This is a genomic window from Formosa haliotis (assembly GCF_001685485.1).
GTDB lineage: Bacteria > Bacteroidota > Bacteroidia > Flavobacteriales > Flavobacteriaceae > Formosa > Formosa haliotis.
Genome location: NZ_BDEL01000001.1, coordinates 512,507 through 535,988, shown reverse-complemented (window position 1 = coordinate 535,988; position 23,482 = coordinate 512,507). Strand labels below are relative to the sequence as shown.

22 protein-coding genes and 1 pseudogene are annotated in these 23,482 nt (G+C 33.2%); 17 read left to right on the top strand and 6 right to left on the bottom strand.

Going from position 1 to position 23,482, the window contains the following annotated elements:
* Positions 1-59: 59 nt before the first annotated feature.
* Positions 60-2,981 carry a serine hydrolase domain-containing protein gene (locus A9D35_RS02250; protein ID WP_066218428.1) on the top strand — a complete coding sequence of 974 codons (2,922 nt, stop codon included), beginning with the start codon at positions 60-62 and terminating at the stop codon, positions 2,979-2,981.
* Position 2,982: 1 nt separating this feature from the next.
* Entirely contained in the window at positions 2,983-4,119 is a 1,137-nt protein-coding gene (gene bshA / locus A9D35_RS02245) for an N-acetyl-alpha-D-glucosaminyl L-malate synthase BshA (RefSeq protein ID WP_066218425.1), read from the top strand.
* Between the two features lie 114 nt (positions 4,120-4,233).
* Here the strand turns inward: bshA and A9D35_RS02240 are convergent, their stop codons facing one another.
* The gene (locus A9D35_RS02240; RefSeq protein WP_439951222.1) at positions 4,234-4,761 is read right to left on the bottom strand and encodes a hypothetical protein; all 528 of its coding nucleotides are present in this window, start codon (positions 4,759-4,761) and stop codon (positions 4,234-4,236) included.
* Positions 4,762-4,874: 113 nt separating this feature from the next.
* On the opposite strand from A9D35_RS02240, the gene A9D35_RS02235 reads away from it, so the two are divergent.
* Positions 4,875-7,802 (top strand): FAD-binding and (Fe-S)-binding domain-containing protein, encoded by a 2,928-nt coding sequence (locus tag A9D35_RS02235; RefSeq protein WP_066218422.1) that lies wholly within the window; start codon positions 4,875-4,877, stop codon positions 7,800-7,802.
* On the opposite strand, the pseudogene A9D35_RS02230 reads toward A9D35_RS02235, so the two are convergent.
* A pseudogene (locus A9D35_RS02230) lies at positions 7,794-8,647 on the bottom strand (UDP-2,3-diacylglucosamine diphosphatase). The gene A9D35_RS02235 and the pseudogene A9D35_RS02230 sit on opposite strands and share 9 nt — an antisense overlap.
* Before the next feature lie 200 nt (positions 8,648-8,847).
* Between A9D35_RS02230 and aroC the strand changes: the two are divergent.
* The 6 genes from aroC to A9D35_RS02200 all read left to right on the top strand — a co-directional run bounded on the left by aroC (position 8,848) and on the right by A9D35_RS02200 (position 15,959).
* Positions 8,848-9,909 carry a chorismate synthase gene (gene aroC, locus A9D35_RS02225; protein ID WP_066218420.1) on the top strand — a complete coding sequence of 354 codons (1,062 nt, stop codon included), beginning with the start codon at positions 8,848-8,850 and terminating at the stop codon, positions 9,907-9,909.
* A gap of 49 nt (positions 9,910-9,958) precedes the next feature.
* Positions 9,959-11,260: a dicarboxylate/amino acid:cation symporter gene (locus A9D35_RS02220; RefSeq protein ID WP_066218417.1), complete on the top strand. Its 1,302-nt coding sequence runs from the start codon at positions 9,959-9,961 to the stop codon at positions 11,258-11,260.
* Between the two features lie 144 nt (positions 11,261-11,404).
* A complete protein-coding gene (locus tag A9D35_RS02215; protein WP_066218414.1) occupies positions 11,405-12,235 on the top strand; it encodes an N-formylglutamate amidohydrolase in 831 nt (276 codons plus the stop codon).
* Between the two features lie 2 nt (positions 12,236-12,237).
* Complete coding sequence (locus A9D35_RS02210) at positions 12,238-14,067, top strand: peptidase MATCAP family protein (RefSeq protein WP_066218411.1); 1,830 nt, start codon at positions 12,238-12,240, stop codon at positions 14,065-14,067.
* Positions 14,068-14,073: 6 nt separating this feature from the next.
* On the top strand, positions 14,074-15,114 hold the full coding sequence (locus A9D35_RS02205) for a glutathione synthetase (protein ID WP_066218408.1): 1,041 nt from the start codon (positions 14,074-14,076) through the stop codon (positions 15,112-15,114).
* Between the two features lie 191 nt (positions 15,115-15,305).
* Positions 15,306-15,959, top strand: a complete 654-nt coding sequence (locus A9D35_RS02200; protein WP_066218405.1) for a DsbA family oxidoreductase — start codon at positions 15,306-15,308, stop codon at positions 15,957-15,959.
* Positions 15,960-15,985: 26 nt separating this feature from the next.
* Here A9D35_RS02200 and A9D35_RS02195 read toward each other — a convergent pair whose 3' ends face one another.
* Entirely contained in the window at positions 15,986-16,399 is a 414-nt protein-coding gene (locus A9D35_RS02195; RefSeq protein ID WP_066218403.1) for a hypothetical protein, read from the bottom strand.
* A gap of 102 nt (positions 16,400-16,501) precedes the next feature.
* Here A9D35_RS02195 and A9D35_RS02190 point away from each other — a divergent pair, with 102 nt between their 5' ends.
* From A9D35_RS02190 to A9D35_RS02170, 5 genes are all read left to right on the top strand, one after another.
* Complete coding sequence (locus A9D35_RS02190; RefSeq protein ID WP_066218401.1) at positions 16,502-17,281, top strand: tRNA pseudouridine synthase A; 780 nt, start codon at positions 16,502-16,504, stop codon at positions 17,279-17,281.
* Between the two features lie 209 nt (positions 17,282-17,490).
* Positions 17,491-17,991 (top strand): Dps family protein, encoded by a 501-nt coding sequence (locus A9D35_RS02185; RefSeq protein WP_066218397.1) that lies wholly within the window; start codon positions 17,491-17,493, stop codon positions 17,989-17,991.
* 87 nt (positions 17,992-18,078) lie between these two features.
* Entirely contained in the window at positions 18,079-18,237 is a 159-nt protein-coding gene (locus A9D35_RS18270; RefSeq protein WP_083191587.1) for a DUF1328 domain-containing protein, read from the top strand.
* 44 nt (positions 18,238-18,281) lie between these two features.
* Complete coding sequence (locus A9D35_RS02175; RefSeq protein ID WP_066218392.1) at positions 18,282-18,818, top strand: hypothetical protein; 537 nt, start codon at positions 18,282-18,284, stop codon at positions 18,816-18,818.
* Between the two features lie 80 nt (positions 18,819-18,898).
* Entirely contained in the window at positions 18,899-19,567 is a 669-nt protein-coding gene (locus A9D35_RS02170; RefSeq protein ID WP_066218389.1) for a DUF2461 domain-containing protein, read from the top strand.
* Between the two features lie 21 nt (positions 19,568-19,588).
* Here the strand turns inward: A9D35_RS02170 and A9D35_RS02165 are convergent, their stop codons facing one another.
* A complete protein-coding gene (locus A9D35_RS02165) occupies positions 19,589-20,002 on the bottom strand; it encodes a glyoxalase (protein WP_066218386.1) in 414 nt (137 codons plus the stop codon).
* A gap of 118 nt (positions 20,003-20,120) precedes the next feature.
* On the opposite strand from A9D35_RS02165, the gene A9D35_RS02160 reads away from it, so the two are divergent.
* From A9D35_RS02160 to A9D35_RS02150, 3 genes are all read left to right on the top strand, one after another.
* Positions 20,121-20,516, top strand: a complete 396-nt coding sequence (locus A9D35_RS02160; RefSeq protein ID WP_066218383.1) for an acyl-CoA thioesterase — start codon at positions 20,121-20,123, stop codon at positions 20,514-20,516.
* Positions 20,517-20,604: 88 nt separating this feature from the next.
* Positions 20,605-21,108 carry a lipocalin family protein gene (locus tag A9D35_RS02155; protein ID WP_066218380.1) on the top strand — a complete coding sequence of 168 codons (504 nt, stop codon included), beginning with the start codon at positions 20,605-20,607 and terminating at the stop codon, positions 21,106-21,108.
* Between the two features lie 18 nt (positions 21,109-21,126).
* Entirely contained in the window at positions 21,127-21,801 is a 675-nt protein-coding gene (locus tag A9D35_RS02150; protein ID WP_066218377.1) for a YiaD family glycine zipper/OmpA-like lipoprotein, read from the top strand.
* 64 nt (positions 21,802-21,865) lie between these two features.
* On the opposite strand, the gene A9D35_RS02145 is transcribed toward A9D35_RS02150, so the two are convergent.
* Positions 21,866-23,110, bottom strand: coding sequence for a mechanosensitive ion channel family protein (locus A9D35_RS02145; protein ID WP_066218374.1), 1,245 nt, complete (start codon positions 23,108-23,110; stop codon positions 21,866-21,868).
* Positions 23,017-23,400 (bottom strand): DUF3817 domain-containing protein, encoded by a 384-nt coding sequence (locus A9D35_RS02140; RefSeq protein ID WP_083191586.1) that lies wholly within the window; start codon positions 23,398-23,400, stop codon positions 23,017-23,019. Before A9D35_RS02140 ends, A9D35_RS02145 begins: the two co-directional genes overlap by 94 nt.
* Positions 23,401-23,482: the final 82 nt, after the last annotated feature.

Sequence of the window (23,482 nt, the reverse complement as noted above, 5' to 3'; positions counted from 1 at the left end):
TGGTATTTTGCCTACTTATTTATCGTAAATAATGTATTTACAATCAAATTGATTTATTCATGCGCAATATTTTATATATATCCCTTATATTTTTTAGTATTCATTTTTCTTATAGTCAAAATCCCAATAATCCTTTAGTTACAAAAGACGCTTTAGGTCAAAAAAAATGGGTAGATAGTATATATAATGGTTTGTCCCTTCAAGAAAAAATTGGACAATTATTTATGGTTCGCGCCATGACATCTGCAAATACAAAAGATGTAGATGGCATTAAGGCCCTTATTAAAAATAATCATATTGGCGGTATCATATTTTCTAAGGGTGGACCCGAAAAATTAGCTAAATTAAGTAATACTTACCAAGGCCTGTCTAAAGTTCCTATGCTTATGAGTATGGACGCTGAATGGGGTTTAAGCATGCGGTTAGATTCTACCTATGCATTTCCGTGGAACATGACTTTGGGCGCTATTAAAGACAAGTATTTAGTGGAGAAAGCGGGGAAGCATATTGGTGAACACTGTAAACGTTTAGGAATACATTTTAATTTCGGTCCAGATGTAGACATCAATACAAATCCAAATAACCCTATAATAGGAAACCGTTCGTTTGGAGAAAATCGCGAAGAAGTAACGGCACATGCTTTGGCTTTTATGAAAGGTTTGCAGAGTGCTGGCGTAATGGCTACTGGGAAGCATTTTCCTGGTCATGGCGATACAGAAACTGATTCTCATAAAGCGTTGCCAACAATTACTTTTACAGAAAAACGTATAGACTCTATAGAACTTTATCCGTATAAAACTTTGATTAAAAACGGAATGGAAAGTGTTATGGTGGCACATTTAAATGTCCCGAGTTTAGAGCCTAAACCAGATTTTCCATCCTCCTTATCAAAAGCTATCATTACCGATTTACTTAAAGAAAAAATGGGTTTCGAAGGATTAATTTTTACCGATGCTCTAGAAATGAAAGGAGTTGCTAATTTTAGTAGTCCGGGCGATATAGATTTAGCGGCCTTTTTAGCTGGAAACGATATATTATTGATTTCTGAAGATGTGCCAAAAGCTATGGCTAAAATTACCGAGGCTTATAATGCTAAAGAAATTACTGAAGAACGTTTAGCGTATTCGGTAAAGAAAATTTTAATGGCTAAATATAAAGTGGGTTTAAATCATTATAAACCCATTGATACCACAAACCTTATTTCCGATTTAAATCGATTAGAGGATGATATTTTAAATGAAGAGTTATTTGAAAACGCTATAACCGTTGTAAAAAATGACAAAGAAGTATTACCTATTCGAGATTTAGATAAAAAGGCAATAGCTTATGTTAAATTAGGAGACGATAGCGGTACACCTTTTTTAAACGAATTAAAAAAATACACTAAGGTTCATGAAGTTAAATCGGACACCTATGGCTATATAAAAAGTAAATTAGATAGTTACAACACGGTCATTGTCGGTTTACACCGTTCGAATGCTAATCCGTGGAAAAGTTTTAGTTTTACTCCGGAAGAAATTCAATTATTAGAAAGTATAGCACAGACTCATACCGTTATTTTAGATGTCTTTGTAAAACCTTATGCCTTGTTAGATTTACCAACAATTGAAAATATAGAAGGTATAGTTGTTAGTTATCAAAATAGTGAAGTTGCTCAAGAAAAGTCGGCACAAATTATTTTTGGTGCGCTTTCGGCTAAAGGGAAACTACCAGTTTCTGTGGGTAATGGGCTGCATGCCGGAGATGGTATAGAGATCAGCTCTATTTTAAGATTGGGGTATACCGTTCCAGAACGTGTAGGTATCGATTCAGAAAAATTACATAAAATAGATGCTATTGCACAGCGCGCTGTCGATGAGCATATGACACCTGGAATTCAACTTTTAGTAGCTAGAAAAGGACAGATTATTTATAATAAAAATTTTGGAAAGCACACTTACGATAAAAAATCTGAAGCGGTAGAATTTAATGATATTTACGATATTGCGTCCTTAACAAAAATTGTAGCAACACTACCTTTAGTCATGGAAATTGTTGAAAAAGACGATGACATAACCATTAATTCAACACTTGGGGAATTACTGCCAGATTATAAAAATTCTAATAAAGCGAATATCACATTAAAACAAATGTTGTCGCATTATGCACGTTTAAAACCCTGGATTCCTTTTTATATTGCAACACTCGACTCGGCTAAAATGCCGAGTTCTGAATATTATAGTAAAACACCAACAGAAATTTTCAATATAAAAGTAACCAATAACTTGTACTTAAAACGGGACTATCCTGATAGTATTCAGAAGGTTATCAAGGACTCAGACTTGCTAAAAAAACAGGGGTATCGTTACAGCGATTTACCTTACTATATTTTAAAGAAATTTATTGAAACGTATTACGACAGAACATTAGATCATTTGGTTCAAACTCATTTTTACGAATCCCTGGGTATGAATTTTACAACGTATAATCCGTATTTAAAATTTCCAATGAAACATATAGTGCCTACAGAAAATGACACCTATTACCGCCATCAAGTGGTACAAGGTTACGTGCACGATATGGGAGCAGCCATGCAAAATGGAGTAGGTGGACATGCGGGTGTGTTTAGTAATGCCAACGATATTGCTAAAATTATGCAAATGTATTTACAAGAAGGTTTTTATGGCGGAAAGCGTTATCTTAAACCAGAAACGGTAGATATGTTTAATACCTGTTATTATTGTAATAATGGTAACAGACGTGGTTTAGGATTTGATAAACCTCAATTGGGAAAAAGTGGACCAACCTGTGGTTGCTTGTCTATGAAAAGTTTTGGGCATTCCGGGTTCACCGGAACCTACACTTGGGCAGATCCAGACGAAGAATTGGTATATGTGTTTCTAGCAAATAGAACCTATCCTTCTTCAGAAATTAATATGTTATTAAGAGAAAATATTAGAACAGATATTCAAGAACTCATTTACGAAGCAATTATAAATTAAGATGCGCATAGGAATTGTTTGTTATCCAACATTTGGAGGAAGTGGTGTAGTAGCCACCGAACTGGGTTTAGAATTGGCTAAACGCGGACACGAAATACACTTTATTACTTATAACCAGCCGGTACGGTTAGATTTATTGAGTAACAAAGTGCACTATCACGAAGTTACTGTACCAGAATACCCATTATTTCATTATCAGCCTTACGAGTTGGCCTTATCTAGTAAATTAGTAGATATGGTAAAGCTTCATAAAATTGAGCTTTTACATGTGCATTATGCCATTCCTCATGCTTATGCTGCCTATATGGCAAAACAAATGTTGTTAGAAGATGGCATTCATATTCCAATTGTAACCACGTTACATGGCACCGATATAACCCTTGTGGGCAGTCATCCCTTTTATAAACCCGCAGTAAGTTTTAGTATTAATAAATCTGATGCCGTTACGGCGGTTTCCGAAAGTTTAAAAGAAGATACGCTTAGATTATTCGATATAAAAAATGAAATTAATGTCATTACAAATTTTATTGATGTAGAAAAGTATAAATTTTCTTTTACCGATTGTCAGCGGGGCATGATTGCTCCAGATACTGAAAAGATCATTACCCACATTAGTAATTTAAGACCAGTAAAACGCATTTTAGATATTATTAAAATCTTTTATAATGTACAGAAGGAAATTCCAGCTAAATTAATGGTAGTAGGGGAAGGTCCCGATAAAGAAAAGGCTGAAGCTTTATGTCAGCAGTTAGGTATTTCTGATAAAGTGGTATTTTTTGGAAGAAGTAACGAAATTGATAAAATTTTATGTTTTAGTGATTTGTTTTTATTGCCATCAGAAACCGAAAGTTTCGGATTAGCAGCCTTAGAAGCCATGGCATCTGGTGTACCTGTTATTTCGAGTAACACCGGTGGTATTCCAGAAGTGAATATTAATGGTATTACAGGTTTTTTAAGCGATGTGGGCGATATTGAACATATGAGCCAGAATGCAATTTTTATATTAAGTGACGAAGGGCGTTTAGCTCAATTCAAACAAAACGCGAAAGAGCGCTCTTATATTTTCGATTTACATAAAATTGTTCCGCAATACGAAAAGTTATATGAAGAAACTTTACAGAAAAGTTTATCAGTATAAACCTTAAAATCTTCTTATTAATTTTTCTAAAAAGTTGTAATTTCTCAAAATTAAATATTTATAAAGGCTTCAGTTTAGTTAATTAATCTGAAGCCTTTATGCATAAAAAAAATGCTAAAACTGATATCTTAGTCCTAAAGCGATATCTAAATCTAAGTCGTCATCGTAATCACCAAAACCAAACTCAGGTCTAAAATCTAACGAAATTAATAATGGAATTTTAAAGTTATATTCTATACCAATGTTTCCGGCTGCGAAAATAAATGTATCACTATCATGATGGTGATTATGATTATCTGAATGATTATGACCATTATTATAATCGTAATTTGCAAGCCCAGCACCAACACCTACAAACCAATTAAACCTGTTTTCTATGGGCCAAACCCATTGGTACAAGCCGGTAAGTTTAAATCCATCGTAATCCTTTCCATCTCTCCATCCCAAATCTAATTCTAATCTATGGTTATCTCCAAGAGCTCGCTGATAAGAGATTTCACCGCCAAAGCCATTATTACTCCCCAGACGAAGCCCTAAAGCATTTTTTGATATTTCTTGAGCAAAAACACTTATCCCAATTAAAAAAAAGCTGTAGTTAAAAATAAATTTTTCATTAATAATTTTCTTTGAATTAAGTCTCAAAAATAAAATTTAGAACTTAGTAATGATGAACGCAAACGAATATTTTGTTAATTCTAATAACTATCTTTACTTTGAAATAGCTTAACATTTAACCGGTATTAATCCTTTATACTATGACTAAATCTGTGTCTTTCGATTTGCAAACCTTAAACAAGTCACTAGATGGCGATTTGTATTTCGATGATTTAATTAAATCCATTTATGCCACAGATGCCTCGGTTTATAGGCGTTTACCTCTAGCAGTTGCTTATCCAAAACACGAAACCGATTTAAAAGTTTTAATTGCTTTTGCAAACACTAATAATATTACCTTAATACCTCGAACAGCAGGAACATCGTTAGCTGGTCAATGTGTAGGAGAAGGAATTGTTGTAGATGTTTCTAAACATTTTACAAAAATAATTGCCATTAATAAAGAGGCAAAAACGGTTACAGTACAACCAGGGGTAGTAAAAGATTTTTTAAATCTTCAGCTTAAACCTTTAGGTCTATTCTTTTCGCCAGACACTTCAACATCAAATAGATGTATGATTGGGGGTATGGTTGGTAATAATTCTTGTGGTATTACCTCTATTAGGTATGGGGTAACTCGTGATAAAGTTTTAGAATTAAAAACCATTTTAAGCGATGGTAGTGAAGCTAAATTTGGGAATTTAACCTCAGATGAATTTCAGGAAAAGTTGAGTTTAACAAACTTAGAAGGTGATCTATATAAGACCATCTATAAGGAATTGGAACCTGAAAGTGTCAAGAAAAATATACAAAAGGAATTTCCGAAACCAGAAATTCACAGACGAAATACGGGTTATGCTTTAGATAAATTGATCGATTCTTCTGCTTTTGGAGCCTCCGACAAGCCATTTAACATGTGTAATTTATTAACCGGTAGCGAGGGGACTTTAGCTTTTACAACAGAAATCACTTTACATTTAGACGATTTACCACCCACCGAACGTGTTATGGTAGCGGCGCACTTTAAATCGATTTCAGATGCTTTAGTGGGAACGACCACGTGCATGAAACATCATTTGTTTATGTGTGAAATGATGGATAAAACGATTCTAGATTGCACAAAAAACAATTTAAAGCAACAAGAAAATAGACAGTTTGTCGTAGGAGATCCTCAAGCTATTTTAATGAACGAATTAAGAGGACACACTATAGATGAAGCGAAACTTCAAGCCCAAGCTTTAGTTAATGCCCTAGAGGTAGAAGGACTAAGCTACGCTAATGTCGTACTTTATGGCGACGATATTGAAAAAGCAATTGAGTTAAGAAAAGCGGGATTAGGGTTATTAGGAAATATTATAGGCGACAGAAAATCGGCAGCGTGTATTGAGGATACAGCTGTGGCGCTTCCCGATTTTGCAAATTATATTAATGAGTTTACGGCCTTAATGAAAGGCTATAAACAAGAGGCAGTTTATTATGCCCATGCTGGGGCGGGGGAATTGCATTTGCGTCCTATTTTAAACCTTAAACTAAAGGAAGATGTAGTGTTGTTTCGAAAAATTACTACCGATGTTGCCCATTTGGTTAAAAAATACGGAGGATCGATGTCTGGAGAGCATGGAGATGGTATTGTGAGAGCCGAGTTTATTCCATTAATGATTGGAGAAGACAATTACGGCATTGTAAAACGTATTAAATCAGTTTTCGATCCGAAGAATATTTTTAACGCGGGGAAAATAGTTGATGCCTTTCCCATGGATGAAAAGTTACGCTATGTAGCCAACCGGAAAGAGCCAGAAATTAAAACATTAATGGATTTTTCTGCTACTGAAGGTATTCTGAGACAGGCCGAAAAATGTAATGGGAGTGGCGACTGTAGAAAACCACCCGAATTAGGAGGTACCATGTGCCCAAGTTACCGAGCAACACGAAACGAGAAAGATGCGACTCGAGCTCGGGCCAATGCACTACGTGAATTTTTAACGAACTCAGATCAGAAAAACCCCTTTAATCATAAAGAATTAAAAGAGGTTTTAGACTTGTGTTTAAGCTGTAAAGCTTGCTTAAACGAATGTCCAAGTACAGTGGATATTGCGAGTATGAAATCAGAATTTTTATACCAATATCAAAAAGTAAATGGTTTTAGTTTACGCTCAAAACTCTTTGCTTATAATAATAAAGTCAATGAACTAACCACTCATATTTCTGGCATCACGAATTTCTTTTTTAAAACCAAATGGACCTCAGATTTAATGAAAAAGGCATTTGGAATAGCCGAAAACCGTAGCATGCCTTTAGTATCATCTAAAAGTTTAAATAATCATATTAAAGGTATTAATAATGATGGTGTTAGTAAAAAACATATCAAAACTATTTATGTTTTTGTAGATGAATTTACTAACCTATTAGACACTCAAATTGGTTTAGATGCTATTGCCTTGTTACAAGGGTTAAATTATAATTTAAAATTTGTAAAACATGCCGAATCTGGACGTGCTTTTATATCGAAAGGGTTTTTAGAACAGGCTAAAGATTGTGCTGTTAAAAATGTAAAAGCGTATAAAGATTTAATAACTGAAGACACGCCTTTGGTTGGCATAGAACCATCTGCTATTTTTACTTTTAAAGATGAATATTTAATGCTGGCAGACGATAAGGAAAGTGCTAAACAAATTGCAAAACACACTTTCTTGATTGAAGATTTTTTATATTCAGAAATCGTAAAAGGAAATATTTCATCAGATCAATTTCACACCGAAGAGAAAGTCATAAAAATACATTCACATTGTCATCAAAAAGCAATGAGTAATCAATTATCAACGTTTACCATCTTGAATTTACCAAAGGGCTACAAGGCCACGATAATACCTAGTGGATGTTGTGGTATGGCTGGAAGCTTTGGTTACGAAAAAGAACATTACGAGGTTAGTATGAATGTAGGAGAACAAACTTTGTTTCCTGCTATTCGAAAAGCCACTAAGGATGTTGTAATTTCTGCAAATGGTACTAGTTGTAGACATCAAATTAAAGACGGAACGGCGCGAGAAGCGCAGCACCCAGTTTCAATTTTGCGACACGCGTTAATCTGATTTTTGTTTTTTATTTTTTTTATCAACTATTGTTATAGCCGCAATTAAATCTTGCATATCCATTGCCTTTAGCTCTTCATCTACAAAAAAAGGTGAAAGCTTATCGTGATTGTAATTGTAGATTTTCCAGCGTTTAAATTGATATTCTAAAGCTGTGAAATTTTCAACCCAATCGCCAGAGTTTAAATACATGGTTTTACCGTGTTTATTTTCTTTAATTAACATTTTTGGTTGGTGGATATGTCCGCAAATCACATAATCGTACCCTTGTTCTATAGCCAAATCGGTAGCGACAGTTTCAAAATCATTAATGTACTTTATAGCGCCTTTTACACCATTTTTAATGCGTTTAGAGATGGAGTATTTTTCTTGTCCCATTTTGTCTAAACACCAATTTACAAGTCGGTTAATTAAAATTAATGCATCATATCCATAGCCACCCAATTTTGCAAGCCACTTGGCATTTTGTATGGAAACGTCGAAAATATCACCGTGGAAAAACCAGGCGTTTTTTCCGTTTAATTCCATTGTATATTTATCTACTATCGAAAAATTACCGATGGTTGAATCACTAAACCGACGTAACATTTCGTCATGATTTCCTGTTATATAAATCACCTCTATACCATCAGAAGCCATATCCATAATCTTTTTATAACTTGCATATGTGCTTTAGGAAAATACCGCTTGTTAAATTGCCAAACATCTATAATATCGCCATTTAAAATGAGTTTTTTAGGATTTATACTATTTAAATACGATAATAATTCTTTGGCATGGCAGCCAAATGTCCCTAAATGCACATCTGAAATGACGGCAACTTCGATTTTTCTTTTAATTTTCAATAAACTAGGGTGTTAAATGTTGCTATTATTACAAATAACAAAAACATATGTTACTTTAACTTAAAGTCCTAATTAATTAATAAATAGCTTTTTGTAAAGTTTAGGTTACCAAGCTTTCTCTATATTATTTCCTGTTTCGTGATATTCTATTTTATTATTAGTAATATTACTTTTAAATTAGCAAAAAAATACAATTTGTTATGGCGGGAAATTCCTTCGGAAAAATTTTTAAGCTCACCACTTTTGGTGAATCTCATGGTGTTGCATTAGGTGGTGTTTTAGACGGATGTCCTGCGGGGATTTCTATAGACTTAGATGCTATTCAACATGAAATGAATCGTAGAAAGCCCGGGCAGTCTGCTATTGTAACACAACGTAAAGAGCCAGACGAAGTTAAATTTCTATCAGGTATTTTTGAAGGAAAAACTACAGGAACGTCTATAGGTTTTATTATAGAAAACGCGAACCAAAAATCTCACGATTATTCCCATATTAAAGATTCATTTCGTCCGTCGCATGCCGATTATGTTTACGAAAAAAAATACGGAATTCGCGATTATAGAGGAGGAGGACGTAGTTCTGCTCGTGAAACGGCTTGTCGTGTTGTGGCAGGCGCAATCGCTAAACAGGTTTTAAGCGGTATAGAAATACATGCGTTTACGTCGTCTGTAGGCGATATTTTTATGGAAAAGCCTTATCAAGACATCAATTTTAATGATATAGAAAGTAATATTGTAAGATGTCCTGATGCAGATACTGCCGAAAAGATGATTTCAAAAATTAAGGACATCAGAAAGGCTGGAGATACCATTGGAGGTACCGTGACTTGCGTGATTAAAAATGTGCCCATAGGTTTAGGAGAGCCTGTGTTTGATAAATTACATGCCGAGTTAGGTAAGGCGATGTTATCTATAAACGCCGTAAAAGGCTTTGAATATGGTAGCGGATTTTGTGGTGCTAAAATGAAAGGAAGCGAACATAACGATCTATATAATACAGACGGTACAACAAAAACCAACTTATCTGGAGGAATACAAGGTGGAATAAGTAACGGTATGGATATTTATTTTAGAGTCGCTTTTAAACCAGTTGCAACCATAATGCAAACGCAAAATACCATAGACAAGGAAGGTAATATAGTAGAAATGCAAGGTAAGGGGCGTCACGACCCATGTGTAGTACCTAGAGCCGTACCTATTGTAGAGGCTATGGCTGCTCTAGTGTTGGCAGATTATATGCTACTTGATAAAATGTATAAATAAAAATTAATTCAACTTTTAAGAAATAAAGATAACGTACTAAAACCATACTATGAAAAAACTCGCATTACACTGGCAAATTTTATTAGGAATGGTTTTAGGGGTTTTGTTTGCAATGGTCATGACCCAATTTGAATGGGGAAATGATTTTGTAAGCGATTGGATTAAACCCTTTGGAAACATTTTTATTAACTCCTTAAAATTAATTGCGGTCCCATTAATTTTGGCATCTTTAATTAAAGGAGTTTCCGATTTAAAAGATATTTCTAAACTCTCTAAAATGGGGGGAAGAACTATTGCCACATATATCATAACAACCGTTATTGCAGTAACTATTGGTTTGGCAGTGGTAAATATTATTCAACCTGGTAAATCTATAACTCAAGAAACTAGAACCCAACTTGTAGAAAGTTATAAAGGCGATGCCGATTCTAAAATTGCTGCGGCAGAAGAACAAAAACAAGCAGGTCCTTTAAAAGCTTTAGAAGATTTAGTGCCTAGTAATATATTTAAAGCAGCAAGTGATAATGGTAATATGCTGCAAGTTATATTCTTCGCAATTTTCTTTGGTATTGGGCTGATTCTTATTCCTGAAGACAAGGCAAAACCTGTTAAAGACTTTTTTGATGGTTTTAATGAAGTTATCTTAAAGCTTATCGATATTATTATGTTGGCAGCACCTTATGGGGTTTTTGCTTTACTAGCCGCCTTAATTGTAGAAGCACCTAGTGCCGATTTATTTAAAGCACTCAGTTGGTATGCCTTTAGTGTGCTTTTAGGCTTAGGATTAATGATGGCGGTGTATGCCGGGATTGTGTTTATATTTACAAAAAGGACACCAAAATTCTTTTTTAACGGTATCTCTCCAGCGCAATTATTAGCGTTCTCAACAAGTAGTAGTGCAGCTACTTTACCTGTAACCATGGAACGTGTAGAAGAACATTTAGGAGTAGATGAAGAAGTAACTAGTTTTGTTTTACCAATTGGAGCTACTATTAATATGGACGGAACGAGTTTATATCAAGCTGTGGCAGCCGTTTTTATAGCACAAGCGTTTGGAATGGATTTAAGTTTAAGTGCGCAATTAGGTATTATTGCTACTGCAACATTAGCTTCTATTGGTAGTGCTGCAGTACCTGGTGCAGGTATGGTAATGTTGGTTATTGTTTTAGCTCAAGCAGGAATACCTGAGGCTGGATTAGCTTTAATTTTTGCAGTAGATCGTCCGTTAGATATGTGTAGAACCACAGTAAATGTAACTGGAGATGCTGCGGTAACCATGTTAGTCGCAAAGTCTGTAGGCAAACTTGGAGAGCCTAAAGCAAAAGATTGGGACGACAATTATAAAAAGTAAATCTTCAAAATAGGATGTATTGCGTTATTTATTTTTTCGAACGCGATAATATATTAATTACTTTTATTTTCAAAGCGGTTTTATATCCAGTAAATCAGTGATTTAACTTCTTTTTAAGATTCAATTTCATAGTTTTATATGACTATGGAAAAGTTGACTATTAAAAATATCGTAAAAAAAATTGAAGCTAGAGAGCATTTTCATGCTGTCGCTTCAGATTATTCATTTACCATTAAAGTTGAAAAATATGTACCTTTTATTTGTGGAGCAATTCATGATGGTCATCATTTTAAACGCGATTTATGGGAATACTGTACCCATTCTGAATACGAACGTTGGTATGAAGAAGACCCGGAAACCAAACATATGGTTTCCAATTGTCCTATAGTAATTTCCGGATTAGATTCAAGATTCGAGTACGACTTAAATAGGTCGCCAGAAGAAGCCATTTATAAAGATGCTTGGGGAAAGCCGCTTTGGAAAAAACCTCTGTTAAAGTCTTTACGCGATCGTGCATTAAACAAACACAAAAACTTTTATAAAGTACTCCATCATTTGGTAGCGACTATAGAAAGTATCTACGGTCATGCCATTGTTTACGATTTGCATAGTTTCAATATAAAACGTTGGGATAGAGACATACCAACATGGAATTTAGGCACATCAAATGTAGACGAATCCCGTTTTAAGAAGGTGATTAACGGGTGGAGACATATGCTTACAGAAATTAAACTGTCTAAACATATTCCATCTACTGCTGGAATTAACGATACCTTTCAAGGTAATGGTTACTTCTTAAAATACATTACAGCGAATTTTAAAAACACCTTAGTGTTAGCAACCGAAATTGGAAAGGTGTATTGCGATGAAATTAAAGAAATTATCTATCCTGAAATAGTGACCAACGTAAGAGAGCAATTAGGGTTGAAAATTAAGCAACATGCTTCTCAATTTTATAATACCTATTCTAAATAATTATGGTAGCATTAGACTCAGATATTATAGAAAGCATTTGTGCTAGTTTATCTAAAAATCAACCTGTAAACGAACATCTACCTAATAAGGGCTTATTGCATATCGATAAATTAATGCCGTTTATATGCGTGTACAGATATAAAGAAATAGATGTGTACTTTTCGCGATTGATAAAAACTCAAGCGTCGTATTTAATAGTCGATGAAACTATTAATGTTTCACATTTATTAGATGCTATAAATCTTTTAATATCTCAAAAATTCGAAATGTTTTTGGTGTTAGAAATGTGGCCAAATGTGGAAGATCAGTCTAACCAATTCAATGTATTTTGTCCGGAAGATAAAGCTCCCGGTGCGGTTAAAGCATTGTATACAGGGTTTAATAAGTTGAAAGCTACACATCCAAATTTAACCACAGAGGTTATAGATACCTTAGATCGACATCCAGACCATTTACAGCCCTTATTAGATTCTAATGCTTCTAAAAAATCGGGTACTTTAATTATTGGATTAGAAATTCCAACCTTATACAAAAACTCGAAGTCAAATGAGTTATACTCTTTATTTTTCAGAGAGTTCTATGCTGTGTTTTCTGAAACGATTAAACGTTCAGTTTACGAATTTATTCGTGTGCAAACTTCCGATGATTTTAAAAATTATTTGATGTTAGGTAAAACTCATATCGATGAAATCACCTTGCAAACCGATAAGGAATTAGCCGATATTAGCGAACGTATGGCCTTTCTGTTAAGAGTAACTCCTGTAAATAGTAATGAAGAATGGGATCGTTTTAAGGAGCAAGATTTTGAAAAGGAACCCGCGTTTAAATACCGTTTAATTGCCTTAGATCCCGAAGTTGAAAAACGTAAATTATATAATATTCCTATAGATAAAATTGAAGACCCCACCTTAGCTTTTATTTTTAGAGGGAAACGATTAGAAATAGAAAAACAACTCATCATGTTGGAAGAACGTGGTTCTAAAAATTTTAGATATGTAGGCGAAAGTTTATATGGCGGAATTGCTTCTCCAGTTTTAAAAGAAGCAAAACATATTTTAGAAACCTTTCCGGAACCAGAAATTGTAAATCATGCAAAACGATTGGATTGCTACGAATTTGCAGATGTAGCCCAAACCGAATTAGATTATTACAATGGCATTTTTCCGAATGCAGATATTGGGCTCGAAATTAGAAACGATGTTGCAGGTATTATGGTTTCTAAATCTAAATTGCTAATTAACGATCAGTTACTTGTCGATGAAAAACGGGTAGATGCTTTAATTCATCATGAAATTGGCACGCATATTCTGACGTATTGTAATGGAAAAAATCAACCCATTAAGCAAATGTATGAAGGTTTTGAAGGTTACGATCAACTTCAAGAAGGGCTAGCCGTAATTGCAGAATATTTGGTTGGCGGTTTAACGGTAAATCGATTGCGGTTATTAGCTGGACGGGTTATGGCTGTGGAGTCGATGTTAAAAGGCGCGAATTTTATCACCACTTTTAATATCCTCAGAATTAAATATAGTTTTTCGGCCTATTCAGCTTATACCATTACCATGCGCGTGTATCGAGGCGGCGGACTAACAAAAGATGCTATTTACCTTGCAGGAATCATGGATTTAATGAATTACCTAAAACAAGGTGGTAAAATCGATTATTTATATACAGGGAAATTTAATATTACCCACACACATATTATTGAAGAATTACTTTATAGAAATGTTTTAAATCCAGCAGAAATTCCTCGATTTTACCAAAGAGAGTCTGTAATAAAGCGTTTAAACCATTTATATGAAGGTATAGAAATTAAAGAACTTGTAAATTAAGATATCATGAAAATAGCATTTATAATAAACGATCACAGTACAGAAAAGCACAATTACACCACACCAACCTTAGGTTTTGCGGCCTATAAAAAAGGCCATGATGTCTATTTTATTGGTGTAGGAGAATTATCTTATGCATCGACAGGCCATTTATCTGTACGTTGTAAAACCATTAAGGATAAAGTATTTAAAAGTGAAGAAACCTATTTTAAGGCGCTTCAAAAAGAAGAATTTATTAGTGTATCTTCTGAAGACTTAGATGTGCTTTTCCTTAGAAATAATCCTGCCGATGAAATTAATGAACGCGATTGGGCACAAAATGCAGCATTTATTTTTGGTGAAATAGCTATGCGAAATGGCGTTATCGTCTTAAATCACCCAAAAAGTTTAGCCTTAGCAGTAAACAAGATGTATTTTCAGCATTTTCCAGAAGTGTTAAGACCTAAAACCATTATTACGCGCGACCATAAAGAAATTGAAGAATTTTTTCAGGAACAAAAGCAAAAAATGATTTTAAAACCACTCCAAGGTTCTGGAGGCACCAATGTGTTTTTAATGGACAAAGCTAATGCTCATAACTTAAAACAAACTATAGAAGCCATTTGTAGAGATGGATATGTTATCGCTCAAGAATATTTAAAAGAGGCAACAAAGGGCGATACCCGATTGTTTTTAATGAATGGAGAACCGTTAAAAGTGGGCGATGAATATGCCTTAATGCAGCGTGTTAATGGTTCAGGAGATATTCGTAGCAATATTCATGCAGGAGGGAAGGCCATGAAAGTTAAAATGACTGACCAAATTATGGAATTGGCAAATATTGTAAGACCAAAATTGGTTCAAGATGGTATGTTTTTGGTTGGCATTGACATTGTAGGCGATAAGCTTATGGAAATTAATGTGTTTAGTCCTGGTGGATTAAATTTAATGGCCGATATGTATGAAGTCGATTTTGCTTCGAAAGTTATAGAATCTATCGAGCAAAAAGTATATTATAAAAACATGTACTCTGGCTATTTATTTAATAGCCGATTAGCAACGCTATAAACTATGTGTAGATGTTTTTTAGGCATGACATATTCTGAAAATAAAGTTAATAGTTTTTCTGTTTCTAACTGATTGGTTAGTTTTGTATTGATTTCAATTATGCTGCTTTAGACAAAGCGCTTAACGAGAGTAAAGAAGGAATTTAATTGTTACTCTTGGATTCCAAAAAAAAACTAATAAAAATTAATATTATGAAAGATAAATTGAAAATAGATATAGTGTCTGATGTAGTTTGCCCTTGGTGTACTATAGGATATAAGCGATTGGAGAAAGCAATTTCAGAATTAGGAATTGAAAATGAAGTAGATATTACCTGGCAACCTTTCGAGTTGAATCCTAACATGCCTAAGGAGGGTCAAAACGTACACGATCATATAGAAGAAAAATACGGCTCTACCTTAGAACAACAAAAGCATTCTCAACAAATCATGACGGAAGCTGGCGCGGAATTAGGTTTTACATTTGATTATTTTGATGACATGCGAATGGTAAATACATTTCAAGCTCATATTCTATTAGAATATGCCAAGGACTCGGGGAAACAAACAGCGTTAAAAATGCAATTAACCAAAGCTTTTTTTAGTGATCGTAAAGACGTTTCAGATCGCGAGGTTTTAAAGCAAGCATTACAAGATGTGGGTTTGAATGCTGAAGAAGGTTTAGCGCTTTTAGATAACGAGGAAGCACAAAAAAACATTCGAGAAAAAGAACAATACTGGAAAAACATGGGAGTAAACTCTGTGCCAACTATCGTTTTTAATAGAAAAAGTGCGGTTACAGGCGCACAACCAGTAAATGTTTTTAAACAAGTTTTAAACGAAGTTCTTAAGGTGAGTAATTCCTAATTTTTTATTAAAAGAAGGCATAGATATTAAACAATCCATGCTTTCTTTTTAGAGAATTTTGTAAACCAAAGTAAAAACACAGAAAAGATAACGATACAAATTGGCATAAATAAATTTGGTGGTTTTACATCAAAAAACAAATAGCTCATTTGTGCTATAACGGCAATTAAAGATGTTAAAGCCATGGGGTAGGCTAACCGTTTTCTTACCATTAATAAAATACTAGCAAGAAACCCGAATAAAACAGCCACTGCATATGCTCGCATAACCCAAGTTGGCGTTTCTAAGAAATCTTGTAATTGTGCCTCGGTATATTGCGACCTAAAAGCTTCGGTATTATTTATTTGATGAAAATAGGCATTAACTCCCATACCATTCCATAAAAGCGAAAATCCAGTTACTAACCAATACCAAACGGGAGGTTTAATTGCGTTATTCATAATTAAAAAGGCGTAAAATTTTATTTCGATTAAAAGTAGTAAAATTTTTGAGAAGTCTACTAAAATAAGTTACTTGCCGTCTCTTATTAAAAACTTATTCAGTTGAAAAAACGTTATTTTTATCTTATCACCATTCAATATTTAGGTTATCGTTTTCATGGTTGGCAAAAGCAACCAAAACTTAAAACCGTACATTTAATGATAGATAAAACCATGCGATTTATCATGGATGGAAAGCCTTTTAAAACATTGGGTTCTGGACGAACCGATGCTAAAGTGTCTGCGGAACAAGGTGCATTTGAATTATTTCTAGAAGAAAAAATTGAAGACGAAACTGCTTTTTTAGAGTTATTTAATTATAATCTGCCTCAAGATCTTAGAGCTTTGTCGATTACAGAAGTAGATAAAGATTTCAATATTATTAACACATCAAAAATAAAAGAGTATGTGTACGTGTTTGCTTTTGGCGAGAAATGTCATCCGTTTTGCGCTCCACTAATGACCACTGTTTTAGATCCTTTAGATATTGAAAAGATGAAATTAGGAGCAAAGCTATTTGAAGGTGCTCATAATTTTAAAACCTATTGCTATAAACCTTCGGAAACAGGTGTTTTTAATAGAGAAATAGACACCTGCGAGATTATAGAAAACACGTTGTTTACAGCAAATTTCTTTCCCGAAAAATCGTATATTTTAAAAGTAAGAGGCAAAGGATTTATGCGAAACCAAATTCGATTAATGATGGGAGCGCTTATTAAATTGGGCAAAAACGAAATTACTTTAAATTACATTCAAGACAGTTTAAAACCAGAAAGTACCGAGGTTATGGACTACATCGCGCCAGCATCGGGCTTAATACTTCATGCTGTAGAATTCGATTAGTTATTTAATAGTAATAAATCCCTTAGAAGAGGGCTTTGATGAAGTAGGGGAATTCCTAAAATCCATGTTAATTTTTTTAAGAATTAACTATGTTTATTAACATAATTTTAGTTAATACAAACTTAAAACGGTTAAATACAGTTAATTAGTTGGTTTGTCTTGGTTAGAGGTTGTAACTTAATAATACGTTTAACCAAAAACCAAAAATTATGAATTACCTAAATATGCAAGACGAAAAACTACTCCCTGTAGTTGTCGAACTTAATACCTTATTAGCAGATTACCATATTTATTACCAAAAACTTAGAAATTTTCATTGGAATATTTTAGGAGAAAATTTCTTCGATTTACATAATAAATTTGAAGAATTATATATTGATGCCAGATCTAAAATTGATGAAATTGCCGAGCGTATTTTAACTTTGCGTTATCATCCTATGAGTAAATTTTCAGATTATTTAGAAATTTCATCATTAGAAGAAGTGTCCCCATTAAAATCGGATAGAGAAATGGTGGCAGAACTTATCTCCGACCATAAATTATTATTAAATCAAATGCGTGTTGTTATTAATAAAGCTGAACTCGCTTCAGATGAAGGTACCATCGATTTAATAGGAGGTTATATTCGAGCATTAGAAAAATCGAGTTGGATGTTAGATTCTTGGTCGAAAAAAACATCAGAACATTTAAACAGTGTTATTCTAGATTAAAAGTTTTAACCAACTCCACACATAAATAGATTAATTTCTAAACAAGTGTATCCTAGGATCACAAGTATTCATTTAAAATCAAATATTATGTTACGTTGGACAATCACATTTATTATAATAGCAGTTATAGCTGGTATTTTAGGATTCAGTGGAATTGCAGGAGCATCAGCCGGAATTGCTAAAATTTTATTTTTCGTTTGTTTAATACTTTTCGTAGTCTCTCTTGCTAGAGGCGCATTAAAATAAGCGATTAAAATAGAAACCAAGTTTAATCAATAAAAATTAAGATTATGAAAACAATATATATTGTAATGGCTTTGCTATGTTTTAGCGGAGCAATTGCACAAACAACACCGAAGGAAGTTTTAGAAGAGACAAAAACGGTTACCACTAAAGTAGATGATGGTAAGGGAGTTACAGAGAAAAAAGTTGAAGTTAACACACGTGTAGAACAAGATGTAAAACTGGCCGATGAAGATAAAAACAAAGTAAATCAAAGTCGAGTTCACACACCTTCTGAAGTTACAGAAACCGTAAAAATTACAGATAACAGTCCGTTTACAACTGATAAAAAGGTAATTAACTACCGTGTAGATGGAAAAACGTGTACGTTTACTATGGATGAAGAAGGGTTTTTAATTACAGACCCTACAAATTCTAGTACCATGAAAGTAGAGCAATCTGAAGGAGATTCATCTCAATTTGTTGTAAATGATAAAGGCGAAACCGGAATTGGATATTTTGATGATAACGGAAACTTTGTTGTACAACAATTTGATAAAAACTCAAATAAAATAGTATCTAAAACCTATACACTAGTAGAATAAAGTGTATGTTATTTAATTAATACTTAAGCCTCGGGAAACTGGGGCTTTTTTATATCTTTATCACACTTAATTATAAAAATATGATCTCTCAAAACGTACTAGATTTTTTAATTGCTTTAGAAAAAAATAATGATAGAGAATGGTTTAAAGACCATAAATCGGAGTTTAGAGCTGTAGAAACCGAAGTTAAAGCCGCATATCAAACCTTATTTTCGTTATTGAAAACACATGATGAAGTCGATGCGTTTAAAATTTATAGAATTTATAGAGATGTAAGGTTTTCTAAAAATAAGCAGCCATACAAAACCCATTTTGGAGGATCTATTAGTCGAGTAAAGCCAAAATTAAGAGGTGGGTATTATTTACAAATCCAACCTAATAATCAGTCTTTTATAGCAACAGGATTTTGGGAACCAAATAAAGAAGATTTACTCAGAATCCGGAAAGAATTCGAAGTAGATGCTCAAGAAATGAGAGCTATTTTGGAGGATACTACATTTAAATCTACCTGGGGATCTTTAGTGGGCGATGAGTTAAAAACAGCTCCGAAAGGTTTCGATAAAAATCATCCCGATATCGATCTTATAAGAAAAAAGCAATTTATTTTCACAAAGAATTATACAGATAACGAAGTGACATCTCCCGATTTTTTAAATCAAGTAGATGCAGATTTTAAGATTATAAGACCCTATTTTAATTATATGAGCGACGTGTTAACCACCAATATTAATGGTGAATCGCTCATATAATCTTTTAAAGTAAGATTTTGGTTAAACCACCTTACTGAGCTGTATGTCAAATAATTGTATGTTATCAATAAGTTGATCTTTAACAATATTCATCATGCGTTTATTTAATGCCGAAGAATTTTCTATATAGCAAAGGTATTCTTCAACAGTAAATTGGCCAATAATCATACCTTTAATAGAGTTTCTAAATTTAATGTCTTTTTGAATGGCGTTTTCGATGTAGATAATTTTTTTAGAAGTTGTTAAATCGTAAAACATACTTTTATATTTATTAATGTAGTTTTTCAATACTTCAATAAATAATTGTTCTTGTAGTTTAATGATTGGGCGTAATGTTTCGTTTTGAAAACGTTCGTCACTACTCATGTTTTCGCTAAAAGTTCCAAATTGATTTTTAGGACGAATAGCTTTAAGATTGTTGTGTCTTGTTGTCATAATTTTAAACATTTTCCTTAAAATTATTAATTATCTGTAACGAAAAATTTATTACCGCTATTACTTGTTAACCTTGTTATGAACAATTAAAATTTTATCTTTATAAAAAAAAACGAGAATGAGATTTCACACAAGAAAATGGGTTAAGCCCGAAGATTTAAATGCCAACGGAACATTATTTGGTGGTCGATTACTAGCTTGGATAGACGAGGAAGCTGCATTGTATTCTATTATTCAATTAGAAAACAGTAGAGTAGTAACTAAATATATGTCCGAAATCAATTTTTTAAGTTCTGCCAGACAAGGTGATATTGTAGAGATAGGAATAGATGTAGTTAATTTTGGCGGCTCTTCAATAACATTAAAATGTGAGGTTAGAAATAAAATGACTAGAGAAACTATAATTAGTGTAGAGAATATTATTATGGTGAACCTGGACGAAAATGGAAAACCAAAAAAGCACGGAAAAACAGAAATAGAATATGTAAAAGACCGTTTAAGCAATCAAGTTTAATACGTAATCTTTTTATTACATTAATGTAAAAGAATAAACAATAATTCTTAACTTAGTAAGAAAATTAATAATTAACCATCGAAATAATATGAAAAAATTTATTTACATGACTTTGGCTGTCTTGGTGCTTTCATGCTCAGGATCGAAGTCGACAACAGCAAAACAACCAAGCAAAAAAATGCTAAAAGGGACTTGGGAGGTAACTAACATTAAATTTGTTGGAGATAAAGGACTATATAAAGCCTTTTTATTTGATTTAGCAGATTCGTCTTGTTTTAAAGGAGGAGAATGGATATTTATTCCTAATAACGGATCTGGAAAATTTTCTACTAGCGCCAACAGTTCAATTTGCGACACGTATACCAATAGTATTCACTGGTCCTTTTTAGAAACGGGAGACGGTTATACACAGTTTCAATTTAAGTATGTAGGTGACGATGTTAAGGCTAAGAATGTAAAATCGGGATATAGCGGAACCATTCAAGAGATTTCAGATAATATGATGATTCTTAAAGTACCTTCTGAATACGAAGGCAATGAGTTTGATGTTATTATGACATTTAATAAAACATCTGATAACATTAAATTATAAAAATTAAATAAACATAACATGAAAAAATCAACAAGTATATTATTAGCCATAGCGTTAATGTTTTCACTAACTTTTGTAAGTTGTGATGCTATAAATAACGCGAATAGCACTCAAAAGGGCGCCGGAATTGGTGTTGCAGGTGGTGCTTTAATTGGTGGACTAATTGGAGGTAATATTACAGGGGCACTTATTGGTGCAGCTGTAGGTGGTGCAGCTGGGGGAATTATTGGAAACAGCATGGATAAACAAGCCGATAAAATAGAGGAAGTTTTACCTGGAGCAGAAGTAAAGCGTGTTGGAGAAGGTATTCAAGTTATTTTTGATGATAAAAGTGGTGTAACCTTTGCGACCAATAAAGCTGATTTAACTGATACAGCTGAAAAGAATTTAGATGCTATTGCAGAAGTATTTTTAGAGTTTCCAGATACTAATTTACTAATTGAAGGTCATACAGACGATACAGGTAATGCAGATTATAACATGACATTATCTAAAAAAAGAGCACAATCTGTGGTTTCTTATTTAGAAAGTAAAGGTGTTGCTGGGAACCGTTTTGATGTGACAGCATATGGAGAAACTAGACCAAGATTTGATAATTCTACTTCAGATGGACGTTCTAAAAATAGACGTGTGGAGATTGGAGTTTCGGCAAACGAAGATATGATTGAAGATGCGAAAGCTCAAGCAAATTAAAATCTAAGAAACATAAAGTAATAAAAAAGTCGAGCAATATGCTCGACTTTTTATTTACAAAATTTTATGACAATTTAGGATCAAAGTTTGATAACTCGAAAAGTTCCAATTCAAAATAAGGAACAGCAGCTATAGAATGGTCAAAAATATCGGCCATAATATATTCGTAGTTTACCCAACGTTGATCTTTACTAAAGGCATAAATCTCTAAAGGGATACCTTGAGAAGATGGAGCCAATTGACGAATCATTATAGTCATTTCCTTATTTATAGCAGAATGATTCTCAACATAGGTTTGTAAATATTTTCTAAAAAGTCCTAAGTTGGTTAAATTTCTTCCGTTAATTAAAAGCGACTTATCGATGTTATTTTTGGTGTTATAATCAGTAATATCGTTTTGCCTGGTATCAATATAATCCTTAATTAAAGCGATATTTTTCATGCCAGCAATCGTTTCAGCATCTAAATACTTTATACTACTTGGCTTTATAAGTAAGGCACGTTTTATACGTCTTCCACCAGAGTTAGACATACCTCTCCAGTTTGTAAAGGCATCAGACATTAGAGCGTAGGTAGGAATATAGGTTATCGTATTATCGAAATTTTGAACCTGAACGGTATTAAGATTTATCTCAATAACAGTACCATCGGCATTATATTTATCCATAGTAATCCAATCGCCTATGCGAATGGTATCATTTACAGCCACCTGAATACTAGCAACAAATCCCATTATGGTATCCTTAAAAAGTAAAAGCAAAATAGCAGAAGCAGCTCCTAATGTAGTAAAGAATTTAACGATTGAAACATCTGTAAAAATCACAAAAATAAAGGCAATACCTATAATCCAAATAACAATCATTACAACTTGAATATAGCTGTCTATAGGTTTGTTCTTTAAACGTGGAATGGTTTTTAATAAGGTCTCTAAAGCATGAAATACACTTTTAAATACCCAAATTATAAGTAAAACAGCATAAATTTTCAATGCCTTTTCTCCGAAGATTTCAAAATTTGGATAATCAACAAAAACTATTGGAAAACTTTCTAAAGTAATAAGCAAAGGAATAATATGCGCAATTAGTTTAGGCGTTTTATATTTTACCAAATAATCGTCAAATTTTGTTTTTGTTTTTTCTGAAATGCTATTAAAAGCCTGTACTAATACACGACGTGTAATAAAATCGGCAATCATTACTATAACCACCAGCACAGTCAGCAAACAAAGCATATTAATAAAAGTTGCTTGACCTTTAGAAAAACCGAAATTGATAAAATAATCGTAAAAAAAATGATTAATTTGTTCCATTTAAGAAGCAGGTTTAAAATATTTTTGTCGGCAATAAAAGTTCCAAATGGTAAAATAGAAGCTAATAACACAAATCCTAAGGTTTTCTTACTCCATTTTAATTCTACACCAACTAGTATAGCTAAAACAACATAAGCCACAAATAATAAGCCATGAGGCATACCTAATAATTTTACATATTGTGGGTCTCCCATGGTGTATTTAATAGGGACTGCTATAAATAATAATAAGATATAAGAAATACCTTCTAGAAAGCCAACAATACGGAGCGTTTTTAAAACTGAATTCATAAGATTAAATTTTTTGCAAATATACTAAAGCTAGGTTTGTTAAAATTATTTATCTAAGAGAATAAGAAGTAAGTTTTGAAAC